Below are 17,715 nucleotides of genomic sequence, written 5' to 3'. Positions count from 1 at the left end.
GAAAAGTTTGACCGGATCATGACCGAGGCGCAGGCGGGCGAATTCGACTACATCATCGTCGGGGCAGGGGCGGCGGGCAGCGTTCTGGCCGAACGGCTGTCGGCGGACCCCGACACACGGGTGCTCCTGCTCGAAGAGGGCAAGGGCGCCGGCGGGCATTGGGCGAGCAGCGTGCCGGGGGCCTCGGGCTGGCTGCTGCGCGATCCCTCGCGGGTCTACCGCTACCATGTCGAGCCCGGCGCCCGGGGGCCTGCCGAACGCTGGCTGCGCGGGCGGATGCCCGGTGGCACCAGCGCGGTCGGGGCGATGCTCTGGCTGCGCGGCGGCGCGGCGGATTGGGCGCGGATGGCGCAGATCACCGGCAGCGAGGATTGGGACTGGCCCGAAATGTCGGACGCCCTGCGCCGGCTCGAGCACCATGCCTTTGGCGGCAGCGAACTGCGCGGCCGCGGCGGTCCGGTGTCCCTGCGGCGCGCCGAGCCGCTGCGGCCCCTGATGCAGGCGGTGATGAAGGCCGGGGCGGAGTCGGGCTGGCGCCAGCGCGAGGACCCGAACGAGGCCGACCCCGAGGGGCTTGGCCCCGCCGCCTGGACCCTCGACGACAAGGGCCGCCGGGTCACCGCCTGGACCGCCTTCCTGCGCGGTGCCAAGGACCGGCCGAACCTCAGGATCGAGACCGGGGTTCGGGTTGACCGGGTGCTCATCGACGAGGGCCGCGCCTATGGCATCGAGGGGCGCCGCGGCAGCGCCCAGCTGCTGTTCCGCAGCCGCGGCGAGGTGATCCTCTGCGCCGGCGCGGTGATCACGCCGAAGATCCTCATGCTCTCGGGCATTGGCGACGGCATGGCGCTGCGCCGCGCGGGGATCGAGACGAGGCACCACAGCCCCAACATCGGCCGCGGCCTGCGCGATCAGGTGATGCTGGCGACCAACTGGCGGCTGCGCCACTGGCGCGACAGCGACAACCGCGCCTACAGCGGCGGGCGGCTCTGGATCAACGCGCTGCGCTACCTGCTGTCCGGCAGCGGGGTGATGAGCCAGGGCGGGGCCGAACTGGTGGGCTTCCTGAGCTCGCAGAAGACCGCCGAGCCGCCTGACATCATGATCACCGCTGCAAGCCATTCGCACGAGGTGGTCCCGGGCATCGGCGGGCTCGAGACCGAGCCGGGCATGCGGCTCACCGGCCACGCGCTGCGGCCCGAGAGCTCGGGCTACGTCTTTGCCGCCGGACCCGATCCCGACATGGCACCGCGCATCGAGGCCAACCACCTGGCCACCGAGCGCGACCGCACGCGCGCCATCGCCGTTCTGCGCCGGCTGCGCGAACTGGCCCGGCGCCCGGCGCTGTCGGAGTTCGTCGAGGGGGAGACGGTGATCTCGGCCTGGGCCAAAAGCGACGATGACATCCTCGATCTCTACCGTCGCTACGGCCGTTCGGCGGGCCACGCGGTGGGCAGCTGCGCCATGGGGCCAGACGACCTCGATCCGCTCGACACACGGCTGCGGCTGCGCGGCATCGACCGGCTTCGGGTCTGCGACGCCTCGATCTTCCCCGAGGTGCCGGCGGGCGGCACGCTCGCCCCGGTGATGGCGGCGGCGCTGCGCGCGGCGGAGTTCATCCTCTCCGACGCTGCCGAGCGCGACGGCGACATCGCGGCAGAGGCAGAGCTCGAGGCCGCCGCGGAGACCGGCGATGAGATCGCCGAGGTCGCCACGGAGGATGTGGCTGCGCAGGCGGAAGCGCCGCCCATCGCCGAGACGCCCGCTGCCCCTGTGCAGGCCCCGGACGACGGGACCGCTCCCCCCGCCGAGCCCGAACCGCGGCCGTCGCTGCCCGCCGCCTGATCCGCCGCGCTCTCTTTCGGGCAGAGATACCCCTGCGAGGCCGCGCGCGGCGCGGACGCGGCCAGAGCCCCCCAAGACCCCTGCCAAAAAGAGAAACGGCCGCCCCCGCAGGGACGGCCGTTCGACACTGCGCGGGCGCAGCCGGGGTCAGATCTGCCGCACGGCGCCTTTCGCGGCCGAGGTGGTCAGCGCGGCATAGGCCTTCAGCGCCTTGGAGATCTTGCGCTTGCGCTTCTCCTCGGGCTGCCAGCCCTTCTCCTCGCGCGCGGCGCGGCGCTCGGCGATCACCGCGTCGTCGACGGCGAGGTTGATCTTGCGGTTGGGGATGTCGATCTCGATGAGATCGCCCTCTTCCACGAGGCCGATGGTGCCGCCCTCGGCGGCTTCCGGCGAGACGTGGCCGATCGACAGGCCCGAGGAGCCGCCCGAGAAGCGCCCGTCGGTGACCAGCGCGCAGTCCTTCCCGAGGCCCTTCGATTTCAGGTAGGAGGTCGGGTAGAGCATTTCCTGCATGCCCGGACCGCCGCGCGGGCCTTCGTAGCGGATCAGCACCACGTCGCCCTTGTGCACCTTGCCGGTGAGGATCGCGCTGACCGCGGTGTCCTGCGATTCAAAGATGCGCGCCGGTCCGGTGAAGGTCAGGATCGACTCGTCGACGCCCGCGGTCTTCACGATGCAGCCGTCCTCGGCGAGGTTGCCGTAGAGCACCGCGAGCCCGCCGTCCTTGGAGAAGGCGTGCTCGGCCTCGCGGATCACGCCCTTCTGACGGTCGAGATCGAGCGTGTCGTAGCGCATCGACTGCGAGAAGGCGGTGGTCGAGCGCACCCCGCCCGGGGCGGCGCGGAAGAACTCGTGCACCGACTCCGAGTTGGTCCGGGTCACGTCCCAGCGGTCGAGCGCATGGGCCATGGTCTCGGCGTGCACCGTGTGCACCGAGGTGTCGAGCAGCCCGGCGCGGTCGAGCTGGCCGAGGATCGACATGATGCCGCCCGCGCGGTGCACGTCTTCCATGTGCACGTCGTCCTTGGCTGGCGCGACCTTGCACAGCACCGGCACGTTGCGCGACAGCCGGTCGATGTCGGACATGTCGAAGGGCACCTCGCCCTCGCTGGCGGCGGCGAGCAGGTGCAGCACGGTGTTGGTCGAGCCGCCCATGGCAATGTCGAGCGTCATGGCGTTCTCGAAGGCCTTCACCGTGGCGATCGAGCGCGGCAGCACGGTGGCATCGTCCTGTTCGTAGTAGCGCTTGGCGAGATCGACGATCAGGTGGCCGGCCTCGACAAACAGGCGCTGGCGGTCCGAGTGGGTGGCCAGCGTCGAGCCGTTGCCCGGCAGCGAGAGACCAAGCGCCTCGGTCAGGCAGTTCATCGAGTTGGCGGTGAACATGCCCGAGCACGAGCCGCAGGTCGGGCAGGCGGCTTCCTCGATCGCCTGAACCTGCGCGTCGGTGTACTTGTCATCGGCGGCGGCGACCATGGCATCGACCAGATCGAGCGCCTTCTCGGTGCCTTCCCACTCGACCTTGCCCGCTTCCATCGGCCCGCCCGAGACGAAGACCACGGGGATGTTGAGCCGCATGGCGGCCATCAGCATGCCGGGGGTGATCTTGTCGCAGTTGGAGATGCAGACCATGGCGTCGGCGCAATGGGCGTTGACCATGTATTCCACCGAGTCGGCGATGATCTCGCGCGAGGGCAGCGAGTAGAGCATGCCGTCGTGGCCCATGGCGATGCCGTCGTCCACCGCGATGGTGTTGAACTCCTTGGCGACGCCGCCGGCCTTTTCGACCTCGCGGGCGACCATCTGGCCCAGATCCTTCAGGTGCACGTGGCCGGGCACGAACTGGGTGAAGCTGTTCACGATGGCAATGATCGGCTTGTTCCAGTCGCCATCCGTCATGCCCGTGGCGCGCCACAGGCCGCGGGCGCCGGCCATGTTGCGGCCGTGTGTGGTGGTGCGGGAGCGATAGGCAGGCATTGGGCATCCCCTCGGAGTTTGGATTACCGGGGGTGTTTAGCGCCCATGCGGGCCAGCGGCAAGGGTCCGGGGATGCCGCGGCGCGGCATCACGCAAGAAGGTTGCGTAATCTGACGTTTGCGCTTCGCGAAAGTTCCTCCCTGTCGGGTGAGGAATGTAATTTCTCGCGTCGCGTTTGGCGTCTGAGTGTGCTCGCCCGGCGCCCCTTGCCGGGCCTTACCCGGCGATGCGCTTGCCCCGGCTCTTCGGGCGCGGCGGCTTCGGCGCGACCTTGGTCTCGATATGCTCGATGATCAGCCCCGAGATGTCCTTGCCCGAGACCTTCTCGATGCCCTCGAGGCCCGGCGAGCTGTTGACCTCCAGCACCTTGGGCCCGTCGGCGCCGCGCAGCAGGTCGACCCCCGCCACGTCGAGCTTCATTGCCCGTGCAGCCTTGATCGCCACCTCGCGCTCGGTTTTCGAGATCCGCACCGGCTCGGCGGTGCCGCCCTGATGCAGGTTCGAGCGGAAGTCGTCGGGTTTGCCGCGGCGGCGCATCGTCGCGACCACCTTGCCGCCGACCACGAGGCAGCGGATGTCCTCGCCCGCGGCTTCCTTGACGAAGCTCTGCACGAGGAAGTCGGCCTTGAGCCCCTGAAAGGCCGAGATCACGCTCTCGGCGGCCTTGGGGGTCTCGGCCAGCACCACGCCCTTGCCCTGGCTGCTTTCCAGCAGCTTCAGCACCAGCGGCGCGCCGCCCACCAGGTCGATGAGGTTGCCGGAATCCTTGGGGCTGCGGGCGAAGGCGGTGGTCGGCATGCCGATGCGGTGGCGTGCCAGTACCTGATGCGCGTGCAGCTTGTCGCGCGAGACGGTGATGCCCTCGGAGCCTGCAAGGCAATAGGTGCCCATGCTCTCGAACTGGCGCACCACGGCGGTGCCGTAGCTGGTGATCGAGGCGCCGATGCGCGGGATCACCGCGTCGTAATGGGGCAGGCGGCGGCCATCGTAATGCACTTCGCCGCCGACGGCACGGATGTTCATGTAGCAGCGCGAGGTGTCGATCACCTCCATCGTGTGGCCGCGGTGCTCGGCGGCCTCGATCAGCTTGCGGGTCGAGTAGTTGTGCGGCTCGCGGGTCAGCACCGCGAGTCGCAGCGCGCGGCGGTGCTGCTTGCCGCGCGCAATGCCGCGGTAGGCGTTGAAATCGAGCTCGGGCTGCTGCAGGCGCTGGCTGGGAGAGACCACCATGTCATCTTGCAGCGCGCTGCGGCCGAGCAGCATGCGGTAGGCCATGCTGCCACGGTCGGTGAGGGTGATCTCGATCGGCCAGCGGCGATCGCCCATGACGACCTCCGTCTCGATGACGAAGCGCAGCTCGGTCTCGCCGTTCGAGGAGGTCACCTCGCGCCGGTCCTTGAGCGGGGCGGAGCAGATCACCTCGAGCCCGGGCTCGGCGGGGTCGGGGTGTATGGCGAAGCGCACCATCGGCTTGTCAGACGGGCCGAAGGGCTCGATGGCAAAGGCGTGCAGCGCCGAGGTGCGCGCGCCGGTGTCCACCTTGGCGCGGATCGCGGGCAGGCCAAGGCCGGGCAGGGCAAGCCATTCTTCCCATCCAAGCGTGAACTGCGTCATGTCTACCTCCTTCGCGGGCCGGGGTCGGATTGACGGCCTCTATCCGCGCAATGTGACAGGCGCAATACGGCACGCGGCGCTCCCAGAGGGGAACGCTCATATCGACAGGGCGTGACGTAGGGGTGCTTTGGCGCAGGGCAACTCGGGCGATGGACCCGGGGGGAGCAGTGACCCCGCGAGAGGCTGTCCCCGCGGGGACAGCGCGCTTGCCCCTCAGGCGCTTGCGATCATCTCGGACTGGCGCACGATCACCTCGGCCTGCTTGATCGAGGCGATGTCGACCAGCCGGCCCTTGTAGACCGTGGCGCCTTCGCCCTTGGCCTTGGCGGTTTCCATGGCGGCGAGGATCTCGCGGGCCTCGGTCACCGCGCCTTCGGAGGGGGTGAAGACCTCGTTGGCCAGCGCCACCTGCTTGGGGTGGATCGCCCATTTGCCGACCATGCCCAGCGTCGCCGAGCGCAGCGCCTGCGCGCGGAAGCCCTCGTCGTCGGAGAAGTCGCCGAAGGGGCCGTCGACCGGCAGCACGCCATGGGTGCGGCAGGCGGCGACGATGGCGGCCTGTGCCCAATGCCACGGATCGGACCAGTGCTTCGCGCCCTCGTGCAGCATGTAATAGGTTTCCTGCGTGCCGCCGATGCCGGTGGTCGCCATGCCCATCGAGGCGGCGAAATCCGCCGCGCCGAGGCTCATCGCCTCGAGCCGGGGCGAGCCGGCGGCGATCTCTTCTACATGGGCGATGCCCGCGGCGCTCTCGATGATCACCTCGAACTTGATCGGTTTGGCTCGGCCCTTGGCGCGCTCCACCGCGGTCACCAGCGCGTCGACGGCGTAGAGGTCGGCGGCGCAGCCCACCTTGGGGATCATGATCTGGTCGAGCCGCTCGCTGGCCTGCTCCAGCAAGTCGACCACGTCGCGGTACCACCAGGGGGTGTCGAGCCCGTTGATGCGCACAGAGAGCGTCTTCTTGCCCCAGTCGATGTCATGGGTCGCCTCGATGATGTTGGCGCGCGCACTATCCTTGTCGGAGGGCGCCACCGAATCCTCGAGATCGAGGTTGATCACATCCGCCGCCGAGGCGGCCATCTTCTCGAAGATCGCCGGGCGCGAGCCGGGCCCGAAAAGCTGGCAGCGGTTCGGACGGGCAGGCGCGGCGGGCTGGATGCGAAAGCTCATGTAGGCACCTCGTTGGGGTAATGAAGTTACATATTCGATATCCAGAGAGTTATTAAGTTGCGCTGCGGTGCGCAAGCGAAATTTGCCGCGTTGCGGCGCAGGCCTCCTCCATGATGTCCGCAACGCGTGCACGATTCTTCGGCGCTGGCGTCGAAATGCGTGGAATTTTGGCGTTGCTGCGCGAGGGTACGTGCAATTCGAGACGGATTTGCGTGCCATGCAGGGCAGACTGAGCGCCGACACCACCGAGCGGGCGGCCTCCCAGGAAACGCCCTGCCGGATAACGTACACGAACACAGGGAATACAAGAATGATCGAGACGCCGTACCTCCTCTTCCTCGGTGACGCTCCCGACGGCCTGGCCGCCAAGGTGGCCCAGGGCATCAAGGACTGGCGCCCCGAGAACTGCGTCGGCCAGTTCCGCCTCGACGGCTGCAAGGCCGACCTCGGGCTGCAGGACATGACGCTTGCCGAAGCCAAGGCCGCCGGTGCCAAGACGCTGGTGATCGGCGTCGCCAACCGTGGCGGCAAGATCTCCCAGACCTGGAAGAAGGTCCTGGTCGAGGCGCTGGAAGAGGGCTTCGACCTCGCGTCGGGCCTGCACAACCTGCTGCGCAACGAGGAAGACCTCAAGGCTGTCGCCAAGGCCACCGGCCGGACGCTGCACGACGTGCGCATCCCTTCCGTCGAATACCCGATCGCCAATGGCGAGAAGCGCACCGGCAAGCGCCTGCTGGCCGTGGGCACCGACTGCTCGGTTGGCAAGATGTACACCGCGCTGGCGATGGACGCCTGCATGCGCGAGAAGGGCATGAAGTCGACCTTCCGCGCCACCGGCCAGACCGGCATCCTGATCACCGGCGACGGCGTGCCGCTCGACGCGGTCATCGCCGACTTCATGGCCGGCTCGATCGAATACCTCACGCCCGACAATGATCCCGACCACTGGGACATCATCGAGGGCCAGGGCTCGTTGTTCCACGTCTCCTATTCGGGCGTGACCCTCGCGCTGGTGCATGGCGGCCAGCCGGACGCGCTGGTGCTCTGCCACGAGCCGACCCGCAGCCACATGCGCGGCCTGCCGGGCTACAAGCTGCCGACGCTGGAAGCGGTGCGCGACACCGCGCTGCAGCTTGCCAAGGTCGGCAACCCCGATTGCAAGGTGATCGGCGTGTCGATCAACACCCAGCACATGGGCGATGAGGAGGCCAAGGCCTATTGCGCCGAGGTCGAGGAAAGCCTGGGGCTTCCCTGCGTCGACCCCTACCGCCACGGTGCGGATCGCCTGGTCGAGGCGCTGGCCGCGGTCTGAGACCTCTGGCACAGTGACCACATCATCCCCGGCGGCGGCGCGTCCGGCGCCGGGGAGTGCGTATTTATGGAACAATGAAAGGGGCAGGGTTTGAGCATCGAGGTCACCCGCGACACCTTTAAGCTGGCGCAGGTTTTCACCATCTCGCGCGGCAGCCGCACCGAGGCACATGTGATCACCGTCAAGATCACCCGCGGCGGTTTCACCGGCTATGGCGAATGCGTGCCTTACGCGCGCTACGACGAGACGCTCGACAGCGTCGAGGCGCAGATCAAATCGCTGCCGCAGGACGTCACCCGCGCCGCGCTGCAGGATCTGCTGCCCTCGGGCGCCGCGCGCAATGCCGTGGACTGCGCGCTCTGGGATCTCGAGGCCAAGACCGCGGGCAAGCGCGTCTGGGAGCTCTTGGACCTGCCCGCGCCGCAGCCCGAGGTGACCGCCTACACGCTCTCGCTCGCCGCGCCCGAGGAGATGCAGGCGCAGGCCGCCAAGAATGCCTTCCGACCGCTGCTGAAGGTCAAGCTGGGCACACCCGAGGATCTGCCGCGCCTTGAAGCGGTGCGTGCCGGGGCGCCCGAGAGCACCATCATCGTCGATGCCAATGAGGGCTGGACCCCCGAGGTCTACGCCGAGCTGGCGCCGCACCTGCAGCGCCTTGGGGTTGCCATGGTCGAGCAGCCGCTGCCGGCGGGCGAAGATGACGCGCTGCTGGGCATGGACCGCCCGGTGCCGATCTGCGCCGACGAGAGCTGCCACGACCGCGCCTCGCTGCCGAAGCTCAAGGGCAAGTACGACATCGTCAACATCAAGCTCGACAAGACCGGCGGGCTGACCGAGGCGCTGGAGCTGCTCGAGGCGGCCAAGGCCGAGGGCTATGGCATCTTCGTCGGCTGCATGGTGGGCAGCTCGCTGGCCATGGCCCCGGCGGTGATCGTCGCGCAGGGCGCGCAATATGTCGATCTTGATGCGCCGCTGTTGCTTGGCGAGGACCGCGCGCACGCGATGCTCTACGACGAAGCGGGCGTGCATGCCCCCGACGCGGCGCTCTGGGGCTGACCGACCCCGACCCCGGTATGACCGACTTGAGGGGCGGCCCGCCCGTGCGGGCTTGACCCCGGGTCCGCTTTGGCGGAACTGACCCACAGCGAATTATGGAGAGAGCTGCAATGCGCACCGTTTACGTCAATGGCGAGTACCTGCCCGAGACCGAGGCCAAGGTGTCGATCTTCGACCGGGCCTTCCTGATGGCCGACGGGGTTTACGAGGTGACCTCGGTTCTTGGTGGCAAGCTGATCGATTTCGATGGCCACGCCAAGCGTCTCGCCCGCTCGCTGAACGAGCTGGATATGAAGGCGCCCTGCACCGAGGACGAGCTGCTGGCGATCCACCGCGAGCTGGTGGCACGTAACGAGATCACCGACGGTCTGGTGTACCTGCAGGTGACCCGCGGCTCCGCCGGTGACCGCGACTTCGCCTTCCCCGACCCCGAGACCACCGAGCCGACGCTGGTGCTCTTCACGCAGAACAAGCCCGGCCTCGCCGACAGCCCGGCCGCCAAGACCGGCATCAAGGTGATCTCGCTCGAGGACATCCGCTGGGGCCGCCGCGACATCAAGACCGTGCAGCTGCTTTACCCGTCGATGGCCAAGATGGCCGCCAAGAAGGCCGGCTGCGACGATGCGTGGTTCGTCGAGGACGGCAAGGTGACCGAGGGCTCGTCGAACAACGCCTATATCGTCAAGGGCGGCAAGATCATCACCCGCGAGCTGTCGCATGACATCCTGCACGGCATCACCCGTGCCGCGGTGCTGCGCTTTGCCAAGGAAGCGCAGATGGTCGTCGAGGAGCGCAGCTTCACCGTCGAGGAAGCCCAGCAGGCCGACGAGGCCTTCGTCACCTCGGCCTCGAGCTTCGTGATGCCGGTGGTCGAGCTCGACGGTGCAAAGATCGGCGCAGGCACCCCGGGCCCGCTCGCCGCGCGGCTGCGCGAGATCTACCTCGAAGAAAGCATGAAGGTGGCCGTCTGAGGCCTTGCCGCGTGAGCTGAAGAAGGGCGCCGCTCCGAAAGGGGCGGCGCCTTTTGCATCTTCGGGGTGCCCGTTGCGGGCCTCAGGGCTTGGTCAGCCCCTGTTCAGCCTCTCGGCCGCTGCCCGCCCGGCCCAGAGCCCGGTCGCAAGGCAGCCGGTCAGCAGGTAGCCCCCGGTCGGCGCCTCCCAGTCAAGCATCTCGCCTGCCACGAAGACCCCCGGGCGATCCTTCAGCATCAGCCCCGCGTCGAGCGCCGCGAAGGGCACGCCGCCGGCCACCGAGATCGCCTCGTCGATCGGGCGCAGGCCGGCGTGCGGCACAGGCAGCGCCTTCAGCAGGGCCGCCAGCGCGGCGGGCTCCTCGGGCAGGGGGCGGGCGCATTCCATCAGCAGGGCGCGGCCCGCAGGAGAGAGGCTCACCACCTTGCGCAGGTGATTGGACAGGCTCTGCTTGCCGCGCGGGCGGGACAGGCGCTTGGTGAGCGTGGCCAGCTCGACATCGGGGCAGAGGTCCACGGTCAGTGCGGCCCCCGCGCGCAGCGCCGGGGACAGCGGGTAGAGCCCGCCGCCCTCGAGCCCGCGCGCCGAGATCACCGCCTCGCCGCGCGAGACCAGATCGCCCGCATGAAAGGCCACGCCCTTGAGCGGCGCGCCGAACTGCGCCTTCATATGCGCCGACCAATCCACGCAGAGCCCGGCGTTGGCCGGCGCGAACGGTGTGACCGGCAGGCCCGCGCCCGAAAAGATGTCGGCCCATTGCCCGTCCGAGCCGAGCCGCGCCCAGCTTGCCCCGCCAAGCGCCAGCACGGTGACGTCGGGGGTCAGCCGCAACGCGCCATCGGGTGTGTCCATCAGCACTGCCCCGGCGTGGTCGTCATCCCAGCCGGTCCAGCGCCAGCGCATGTGCCGCTCGAGCCCCATGCCATCAAGCCGCGCCAGCCAGGCGCGCAGCAGCGGCGAGGCCTTCATCCCGTGCGGGAAGACCCGCCCGGTGGAGCCGGTGAACAGCGACTGCCCAAGCCCTTCGGCCCAATGCATCACCTCCTCGGGCGGGAAGGCCGAGAGCATCGGGTGCAGGGCAGGGGCGGCCGCGCCGTATTGTGCGAGGAACTCCCCGAGCGGTTCGGCCTTGGTGAGGTTCAGCCCCGACTTGCCGGCCATCAGGAACTTGCGCCCGAGCGAGGGCTTGGCCTCGGCTAGCACCACGGCGTGCCCCGCCGAGAGCAGCGCGTCGGCGGCCATCAGCCCCGCCGGGCCGCCGCCGATCACCAGCGCGCCGCTCATGCGCCGGCCTCGGGACGGGTGCCCGCGTGCGGGCTGTGTGGGGGCGGGGATGTCCTGTGTCGCATCCCTCCGTCTTGCCTCGCGGCGGCGCTGGGCGCAAGTTGCACGGATGGAGGAGAGCGATCCCATCTGTCCGCTCTGCCTGCGTCCGATCCCGCCGGAGGCCAAGCAGAGCCTGCATCACCTGATCCCGAGGCTGAAGGGCGGTAAGGGCGGGCCGGTGGTGCGGCTGCACCAGATCTGCCACAACGAGATCCACGCGACCTTTACCGAGGGCGAATTGGCGCGCGCGTTCAACACCCCCGAGGCGCTGCGCGCGCATCCGCGCATGGCGGGGTTTCTCGACTGGGTCGCCAAGCGCCCGCCGACCTTCCATGCGCGCAGCTCGGGCGGGCGGCGTAAAAAGCGCTGAGCGCCTGCCCCGGCCCTATTCCACTGGCCCTATTCTACTGGCGCGCCGAAGACGGCGATCACCAGTCCCAGCAGCGCCAGCGCCTCGAAGCTCCGCGCCCGGAGGGTTTGTCCTTCGGCCCGGGCACCCAGCGCCGCGATGCCTGCCTGCAGCGCGTAGTAGAGCGCGAAGGCCCGGCTGGCGAAGGCGATGATCTCGAAGACGTCCAGCGTCCATGTCAGCGCCAGCCCCAGCCCGACCAGCAGCGCATAGGCCGAGCGCACCCGGATGCGGCGGCGGGTCAGCTCCTCGACGAGCCCGCCGGCACCGCCGGTGTCGGCCACCGCGGCGCTGAACTGCGCCGCCAGCGCCGCACCGGTCAGCATCAGCGGCAGGATCGGCGCCACCAGTCCCATCAGCCCGATGATCGCGGTTTCGCTGGCGTCGCCGGTGCCGGGCGGGAAGACATAGGCGATAAGCCCGATATAGGCCATGTAGATCAGCGCCGAGAGCCCCTGCGCCAGTTTCATCGCGCGGATGCGGGTGGGGGCAGTGTACTCGGCCCCGAGATAGCGCGTGGTCTCGAAGCCCTGCACCGTGACGATCAGCCCGAAGCCCAGCGTCAGCGCCGCCCAGCCGGTCAGCGTCGGCGGGTTGGCGAGCAGCGCCCCGGTCTCGGCCTTGTCCCAGAAATAGGCGGCGAGCCCGGCCAGGAGCCCGGCAATGATCGCGAGCTTGAGCCCTACGGCGATCTGCTCCATCCGCTCCAGCGCCGAGAAGCCGCGGCTCCAGCCGACGCCCAGCACCAGCAGGAACATGGCGGAGGTCAGAAGCTTGGCGTGGAGCGGGTCGTTCCAGGGGGTGAGACGCGTGCCGAAGGCACCGAACAGGTTGAGGTAGTAGGCCACCGAAATCACGTAGGCGAAGGCCAGCGCCCATGAGGCGCCGCTTTCCAGCCGTTCCTCGGCGGGGCTGCGTGGACCGCGCGCGCGGCGCGCGATGTTGACGCGCACCGCCGCGCCGAAGAGCCAGGCGCCGAGGCAGAGCGCCGCCATGACGGCGGGCGCCCAGATGCCGTAAGCGCTCTCGAGGATGGGGCCGAGCACGAGAAAGCCGCTGCCGATGATCGAGGCGAGCGGGGTGACGGTGGCACGCCAAAGCCGGGCACGGGAGAGACGGGGCCAGAGCAGCAGGAGTGCGGTGCAGAGCGCAGCGCCGAGGATCAGGGAGGTCAACATGCCCGCACGTTAATCCCGTGCGGCGCCAAAGGAAATGCGTCACGGCAGGGGGCGTTCCAGGCGCCGGCGGCAGGTTGCGGGCGCGCCCTCAGCGCACTAGGCTCGCGCCGCAACCAGCAAGGAGCGGCGCATGGCCCACGAGTTTCCGGTGCAGGTCTATTACGAGGACACCGACATGGCGGGGATCGTCTACCACGCCAACTATCTCAAGTACATCGAGCGCGCCCGCTCCGACTGGGTGCGCGGCCTCGGGATCGACCAGAACGCCCTGCGCCTCGCCGAGGGGCTGGTCTTCGTGGTGCGCCGGATCGAGGCGGACTACCTCGGTCCCGCGCGCTTCGAAGAGGAGCTGCTGGTGCGCACCGAGGTGAAATCGGTTTCCGGCGTGCGTCTGGGTCTGTCGCAGGAGGTGGTGCGCGACGGCAAGCCGCTGTTCCGCGCCGAGGTGACGCTGGTGGCGATCACCTCCGAGGGGCACCCGGCGCGCCTGCCCGCCGCGATCCGCCAGCAGGTGCACTGAGCGCCGGAGCCGCACTTTCTTCCAGGCGCACTTAGTCGGGCGAGTGCGCGCGCGGGCGCGGGCGCGGATGGGGGCGGGGCCGCTCCGCACAGGTGCCTTGCGCCGAGCGCGGCGAGTTGACGCTGCGAAACCCGCACCTTCCCCTGCGGAAATGGGCGACTTCCCGCAAGATTCCCCCGGTCTCGCGGCGCGGATGACGGCAATGTGTTGGAGATGCGCCTGCAAATCAGCTACACAGACCGGTAATCAGAGCCTCGGCACCAGAGGCCATTTCATAGCCCATGAGGAAGAGCAGGCTTATGGACGCAAATACCCTCGCGCTCGCGCAGGAGATCGATTTCTCCATGTGGGGGCTCTTCGCCCGCGCCACGCTGACCGTCAAACTGGTGATGCTGATGCTGATCCTGTCGTCGGTCTGGGCCTGGGCCATCATCTTTGAAAAGATCGTCGCCTATCGCAAGGCGCGCCGCGAGGCCGCGGTCTTTGACCGTGCCTTCTGGTCCGGCGAGCCGCTGGACGAGCTGTTCGACCAGATCGGCCCCGAGCCGCGCGGCCGGGCGCAGCGGGTCTTTGCCGCTGGCATGACCGAATGGCGGCGCTCGCATCGCGGGGATGGCGGCATGATCGCCAATGCCTCGGCGCGCATCGACCGCTCGATGGATGTTGCCATCCAGAAAGAGGCCGAGGATCTGCAGCGCGGTCTGCCGGTGCTGGCCACGGTCGCTTCGGCGGCGCCCTTCGTCGGGCTTTTCGGCACGGTCTGGGGGATCATGCACGCCTTCATCGAGATCGCGCAGCAGCAGGACACCTCGCTGGTCGTCGTGGCCCCCGGCATCGCCGAGGCGCTCTTCGCCACCGCACTGGGTCTGGTCGCGGCGATTCCGGCGGTGATCTTCTACAACAAGCTCTCGGCCGACTCGGATCGCGTTATCGCGGGTTACGAGGCGTTTGCCGACGAGTTCTCGACCATCCTCTCGCGCCAGCTGGATTCCTGATCCATGGCCGGGGGCGTGATGAAAAAGGGAGGCGGCGGAGGCCGCCGTCGGCGTCGCCGCAGCGGCGGCGGCGGGGGTCAACCCATGGCCGAGATCAACGTCACGCCGATGGTGGACGTGATGCTGGTGCTGCTGATCATCTTCATGGTCGCGGCGCCGCTGCTGACCGTGGGTGTGCCGGTAGAGCTGCCGAAGACGGCAGCCTCCTCGCTGCCGAACGAGGCTGAGGAACCGCTGACGGTGACCATCGCCGCCGATGGCATGGTGATGATCCAGACCACAGAAGTGCCGATGGACGAGCTGACGCCGCGCCTGCAGGCGATCGCCACCGAGCGCAGCGACGACCGCATCTTCCTGCGCGCCGATGGCGCGGTGCCCTATGACACCGTCGCCAAGGTCATGGGCGCGCTGAACCGAGGCGGCTTTTCGTCGATCGGTCTTGTGACCGACGCCGGTGGCCCGGCGCTGGACGGCACGGCCCCCGCGGCCGGCAACTGAGGGAGCGCCCTTGCGCAGGAACCTCTATATCTCGGGCGGTCTGCACCTTGCCGTGATCCTCTGGGCGATCTTCGGCAACGTGTTCCGCCCCGATCCGCCGCAGGTCGAAACCTCGGCGGTCACGGTGATCTCGGAAGCCGAGTTCGCCGCGCTGACCCGTGCCGCGCAGTCCCCCGAGACGGCGCAGGAGATCGACGCGCCGCCCGCGCCCGAGCCTGATGCACGGCCCGCGGCGCGCCCGGAGCCCGCCGAGCCGGAGCCCGCGCCCAATCCCGAGCCCCCAGCGCCGACGCCCGAGCCGGAGCCGGAACCCATGCCCGAGCCCGTCGCGCCGCCCACGCCGGTGACGCCGCCCGACACCACCCTGCCCGAGGCGCCGCCGACCCCGGAAGCGTCGGCTCCGCCGCCGGTGCTCGCTCCCGAGCGCGCCGAGCGCCCGGTGCCGCGCCCCGCGCCGCGCGTCGCGCCGGAACCCGTCGCGCCGCCCGAGCCCGACACCAACGTCGCCGAGGAGGTCCAGCAGGCCGCCGAGGCGGAGTCGGAGGCCGCCGAGGTGGTCGAGGAAGAGCAGGAGGCGACCGCGCCGGAGGAAGTGGCGACCGAGATCGTCACCGAGGCCGAGGAGCCCGCCGCCGCAGAGGAACCCGCGCCGCCCGCGCCGACCCTCGCGCCGGATGCCTCGCGCCGGCCGCTCACCCGTCCGACCCAGCTCGCGCAGCGCCCCGAGCCGGAACCCGAGCCGGAAGCGCCGACACCCGCGGAGACTCCTGCCGAAAAACCGGCTGAAACACCGAAGACCGAGACCGCGCAGACCGAAACGCCCGAGCCCGCCGCGCCGGAGCCCGCAGAGGATGCCGTCGCCGATGCCATCGCGCAGGCGCTGGCTGCGGGCGGTGCTGCCGAGGAACGCGGTCCCGCGGGGCCACCGCTCACGCAGGGCGAGCGCGAGTCGCTGCGCGTTGCGGTGCAGAAGTGCTGGGTGGTCGACGTCGGCAGCCAGGCCGCCAACGTGACGGTCACCGTCAGCATGGACATGGAGCCCGGTGGCCGGGTCGTCTCGTCCTCGCTGCGGATGATCGGCTCGTCCGGCGGTGATGTCTCGGCGGCAGAGACCGCCTTCCAGAACGCGCGCCGGGCGATCCTGCGCTGCCAGGCCGACGGCTACCCGCTTCCGGCGGACAAGTACGACCAGTGGAAGACCATCGAAATGACCTTCAACCCCGAGCAGATGAGGCTGCGGTGACCGCCCCTCAGGCAAGGATTTGCGCAGGCCGCGCGTTGCGGCGCTTTGTCCGGGGCACCTCCCCGCGCTATGTTGGCCCCGAGGCAGTCATTCCTGCGGCACACAAGCGCGTCGGCGCGACCGGGAAGGAGAACACGAGCATGACTAGACTACTGGCCCTCATCCTTGCACCTGCGCTGGCAGTGGCGGGGCTGGCCGCGCCGGCGCTGGCCCAGGATGGCCCGCTGCGCATCGAGATCACCGAAGGCGTGGTCGAACCGCTGCCCTATGCGGTGCCTGACTTCGTCGCCGAAAGCGGTGACGCGTCGCAATACGCGCAGCAGATCAGCCGGGTGATCGCCGACGATTTGACCGGCACCGGCCTTTTCCGCGAGATCCCGCGCGACGCGCATATTTCCCGCGTGTCGAACTTCTCGAGCCCGATCCAGTTCTCGGACTGGAAGGCGATCAACGCGCAGGCGCTGATCACCGGCGCTGTGTCGTCGGACGGGGCGGGCAAGCTCACCGCGAAGTTCCGCGTCTGGGACGTCTTCGCCGGCACCGAGCTGGGGCAGGGGATGCAGTTCTCGGCCACCGCCGACGGCTGGCGCCGGCTGGCCCACAAGGTCGCCGACCAGGTTTATTCGCGGATCACCGGCGAGGGCGGCTATTTCGACAGCCGCGTGGTCTACGTCTCGGAAACCGGCCCCAAGGACGAGCGCGCCAAGCGGCTCGCGGTCATGGATTACGACGGCGCCAACGTGCAGTTCCTCACCTCGAGCAATTCCATCGTCATCGCGCCGCGTTTCTCGCCGAACGGCAGCCGCGTGCTTTATACCAGCTACGAGACGGGCGAGCCGCGCATCCATGTGCTCGACGTCGGCTCGGTGCAGAGCCGCATGCTGCCGACGACCGATGGCGTGATGAGCTTTGCGCCGCGCTTCTCGCCGGACGGCTCGCAGCTGCTTTACTCGATGACCCGCGGCTCCAACACCGACATCTACGCGATGGACATCAACTCCGGCCAGACCCGGCAGCTGACCACCGCGCCCTCGATCGAGACCGGCGCCAGCTTCTCGCCTGACGGCAGCAAGATCGTCTTCGAGAGCGACCGCTCGGGCAGCCAGCAGCTCTACGTCATGCCGGTGGGCGGCGGCGAGCCGACGCGGATCAGCTTTGGCCAGGGCCGCTACGGCACGCCGGTCTGGTCGCCGCGCGGCGATCTCATCGCCTTCACCAAGCAGAACGCGGGCCGCTTCCATATCGGGGTGATGCGCACCGACGGCTCGGAGGAGCGGCTGCTGACCGCCTCCTTCCTCGACGAGGGCCCGACCTGGGCGCCGAATGGCCGCGTGCTGATGTTTGCGCGCGAGACGCAGGGCGCCACCGGGGCGAGCTCGCTCTACACGGTCGATGTCTCGGGGCGGAACCTCAAGCGGGTGCGCACGCCGGACGGCGCGTCGGACCCGAGCTGGGGCCCGCTGCAATAAACGCACAGCCGGGCGGGCACGCCGGGCCAAGGGGCGGGGCTCCTTGGCCCTGTTGCCTTGGAAACAATCCTCTCAAAAGGGTTATCTCGGCTTCAATGCGCCACGTTCCCAAGGCTTTCACGCTGTGCT

Annotated in this window: 15 protein-coding genes; 10 read left to right on the top strand and 5 right to left on the bottom strand. The window is 69.3% G+C overall.

What is annotated here, in order from left to right:
* Nucleotides 1–18 precede the first annotated feature (18 nt).
* A complete protein-coding gene (locus CEW88_RS13375; protein ID WP_108967946.1) occupies nt 19–1,845 on the top strand; it encodes a GMC family oxidoreductase in 1,827 nt (608 codons plus the stop codon).
* A gap of 147 nt (nt 1,846–1,992) precedes the next feature.
* Here CEW88_RS13375 and ilvD read toward each other — a convergent pair whose 3' ends face one another.
* The 3 genes from ilvD to CEW88_RS13360 form a co-directional block, all read right to left on the bottom strand.
* Entirely contained in the window at nt 1,993–3,822 is a 1,830-nt protein-coding gene (gene ilvD, locus CEW88_RS13370; RefSeq protein WP_108967944.1) for a dihydroxy-acid dehydratase, read from the bottom strand.
* A gap of 216 nt (nt 3,823–4,038) precedes the next feature.
* Nucleotides 4,039–5,436 carry a 30S ribosomal protein S6--L-glutamate ligase gene (rimK, locus tag CEW88_RS13365; protein WP_108967943.1) on the bottom strand — a complete coding sequence of 466 codons (1,398 nt, stop codon included), beginning with the start codon at nt 5,434–5,436 and terminating at the stop codon, nt 4,039–4,041.
* A gap of 213 nt (nt 5,437–5,649) precedes the next feature.
* Complete coding sequence (locus tag CEW88_RS13360) at nt 5,650–6,609, bottom strand: L-malyl-CoA/beta-methylmalyl-CoA lyase (protein ID WP_108967941.1); 960 nt, start codon at nt 6,607–6,609, stop codon at nt 5,650–5,652.
* Nucleotides 6,610–6,919: 310 nt separating this feature from the next.
* Between CEW88_RS13360 and dgcN the strand changes: the two genes are divergently transcribed.
* The 3 genes from dgcN to CEW88_RS13345 all read left to right on the top strand — a co-directional run bounded on the left by dgcN (nt 6,920) and on the right by CEW88_RS13345 (nt 9,948).
* Nucleotides 6,920–7,921 (top strand): N-acetyltransferase DgcN, encoded by a 1,002-nt coding sequence (gene dgcN, locus CEW88_RS13355; RefSeq protein ID WP_108967939.1) that lies wholly within the window; start codon nt 6,920–6,922, stop codon nt 7,919–7,921.
* Between the two features lie 90 nt (nt 7,922–8,011).
* Nucleotides 8,012–8,977 carry an N-acetyl-D-Glu racemase DgcA gene (dgcA, locus tag CEW88_RS13350; protein ID WP_108967937.1) on the top strand — a complete coding sequence of 322 codons (966 nt, stop codon included), beginning with the start codon at nt 8,012–8,014 and terminating at the stop codon, nt 8,975–8,977.
* A 110-nt stretch (nt 8,978–9,087) separates the two neighbouring features.
* Entirely contained in the window at nt 9,088–9,948 is an 861-nt protein-coding gene (locus CEW88_RS13345; protein WP_108967935.1) for a D-amino-acid transaminase, read from the top strand.
* Nucleotides 9,949–10,041: 93 nt separating this feature from the next.
* Here CEW88_RS13345 and CEW88_RS13340 read toward each other — a convergent pair whose 3' ends face one another.
* Nucleotides 10,042–11,232, bottom strand: coding sequence for a TIGR03862 family flavoprotein (locus tag CEW88_RS13340; RefSeq protein WP_108967933.1), 1,191 nt, complete (start codon nt 11,230–11,232; stop codon nt 10,042–10,044).
* 109 nt (nt 11,233–11,341) lie between these two features.
* Between CEW88_RS13340 and CEW88_RS13335 the strand changes: the two genes are divergently transcribed.
* Nucleotides 11,342–11,644: an HNH endonuclease gene (locus tag CEW88_RS13335; protein WP_108967931.1), complete on the top strand. Its 303-nt coding sequence runs from the start codon at nt 11,342–11,344 to the stop codon at nt 11,642–11,644.
* 29 nt (nt 11,645–11,673) lie between these two features.
* Here the strand turns inward: CEW88_RS13335 and CEW88_RS13330 are convergent, their stop codons facing one another.
* Nucleotides 11,674–12,861 carry an APC family permease gene (locus CEW88_RS13330; RefSeq protein WP_108967930.1) on the bottom strand — a complete coding sequence of 396 codons (1,188 nt, stop codon included), beginning with the start codon at nt 12,859–12,861 and terminating at the stop codon, nt 11,674–11,676.
* Nucleotides 12,862–12,991: 130 nt separating this feature from the next.
* On the opposite strand from CEW88_RS13330, the gene ybgC reads away from it, so the two are divergent.
* The 5 genes from ybgC to tolB all read left to right on the top strand — a co-directional run bounded on the left by ybgC (nt 12,992) and on the right by tolB (nt 17,586).
* A complete protein-coding gene (ybgC, locus tag CEW88_RS13325) occupies nt 12,992–13,381 on the top strand; it encodes a tol-pal system-associated acyl-CoA thioesterase (protein ID WP_108967928.1) in 390 nt (129 codons plus the stop codon).
* 299 nt (nt 13,382–13,680) lie between these two features.
* On the top strand, nt 13,681–14,376 hold the full coding sequence (gene tolQ, locus CEW88_RS13320; RefSeq protein ID WP_108967926.1) for a protein TolQ: 696 nt from the start codon (nt 13,681–13,683) through the stop codon (nt 14,374–14,376).
* A gap of 3 nt (nt 14,377–14,379) precedes the next feature.
* The gene (gene tolR, locus CEW88_RS13315) at nt 14,380–14,874 is read left to right on the top strand and encodes a protein TolR (RefSeq protein WP_108967924.1); all 495 of its coding nucleotides are present in this window, start codon (nt 14,380–14,382) and stop codon (nt 14,872–14,874) included.
* A 10-nt stretch (nt 14,875–14,884) separates the two neighbouring features.
* Nucleotides 14,885–16,117, top strand: coding sequence for a cell envelope biogenesis protein TolA (locus CEW88_RS13310; protein ID WP_108967922.1), 1,233 nt, complete (start codon nt 14,885–14,887; stop codon nt 16,115–16,117).
* Nucleotides 16,118–16,257: 140 nt separating this feature from the next.
* Entirely contained in the window at nt 16,258–17,586 is a 1,329-nt protein-coding gene (tolB, locus tag CEW88_RS13305) for a Tol-Pal system beta propeller repeat protein TolB (protein WP_108967920.1), read from the top strand.
* The last annotated feature ends 129 nt before the right edge of the window (nt 17,587–17,715 follow it).

The sequence above is a fragment of the Alloyangia pacifica genome, assembly GCF_003111685.1.
Taxonomy (GTDB): domain Bacteria; phylum Pseudomonadota; class Alphaproteobacteria; order Rhodobacterales; family Rhodobacteraceae; genus Salipiger; species Salipiger pacificus_A.
The sequence above is the reverse complement of the archived record's forward strand: the minus strand, read 5'-3'. Positions and strand labels throughout refer to the sequence as shown.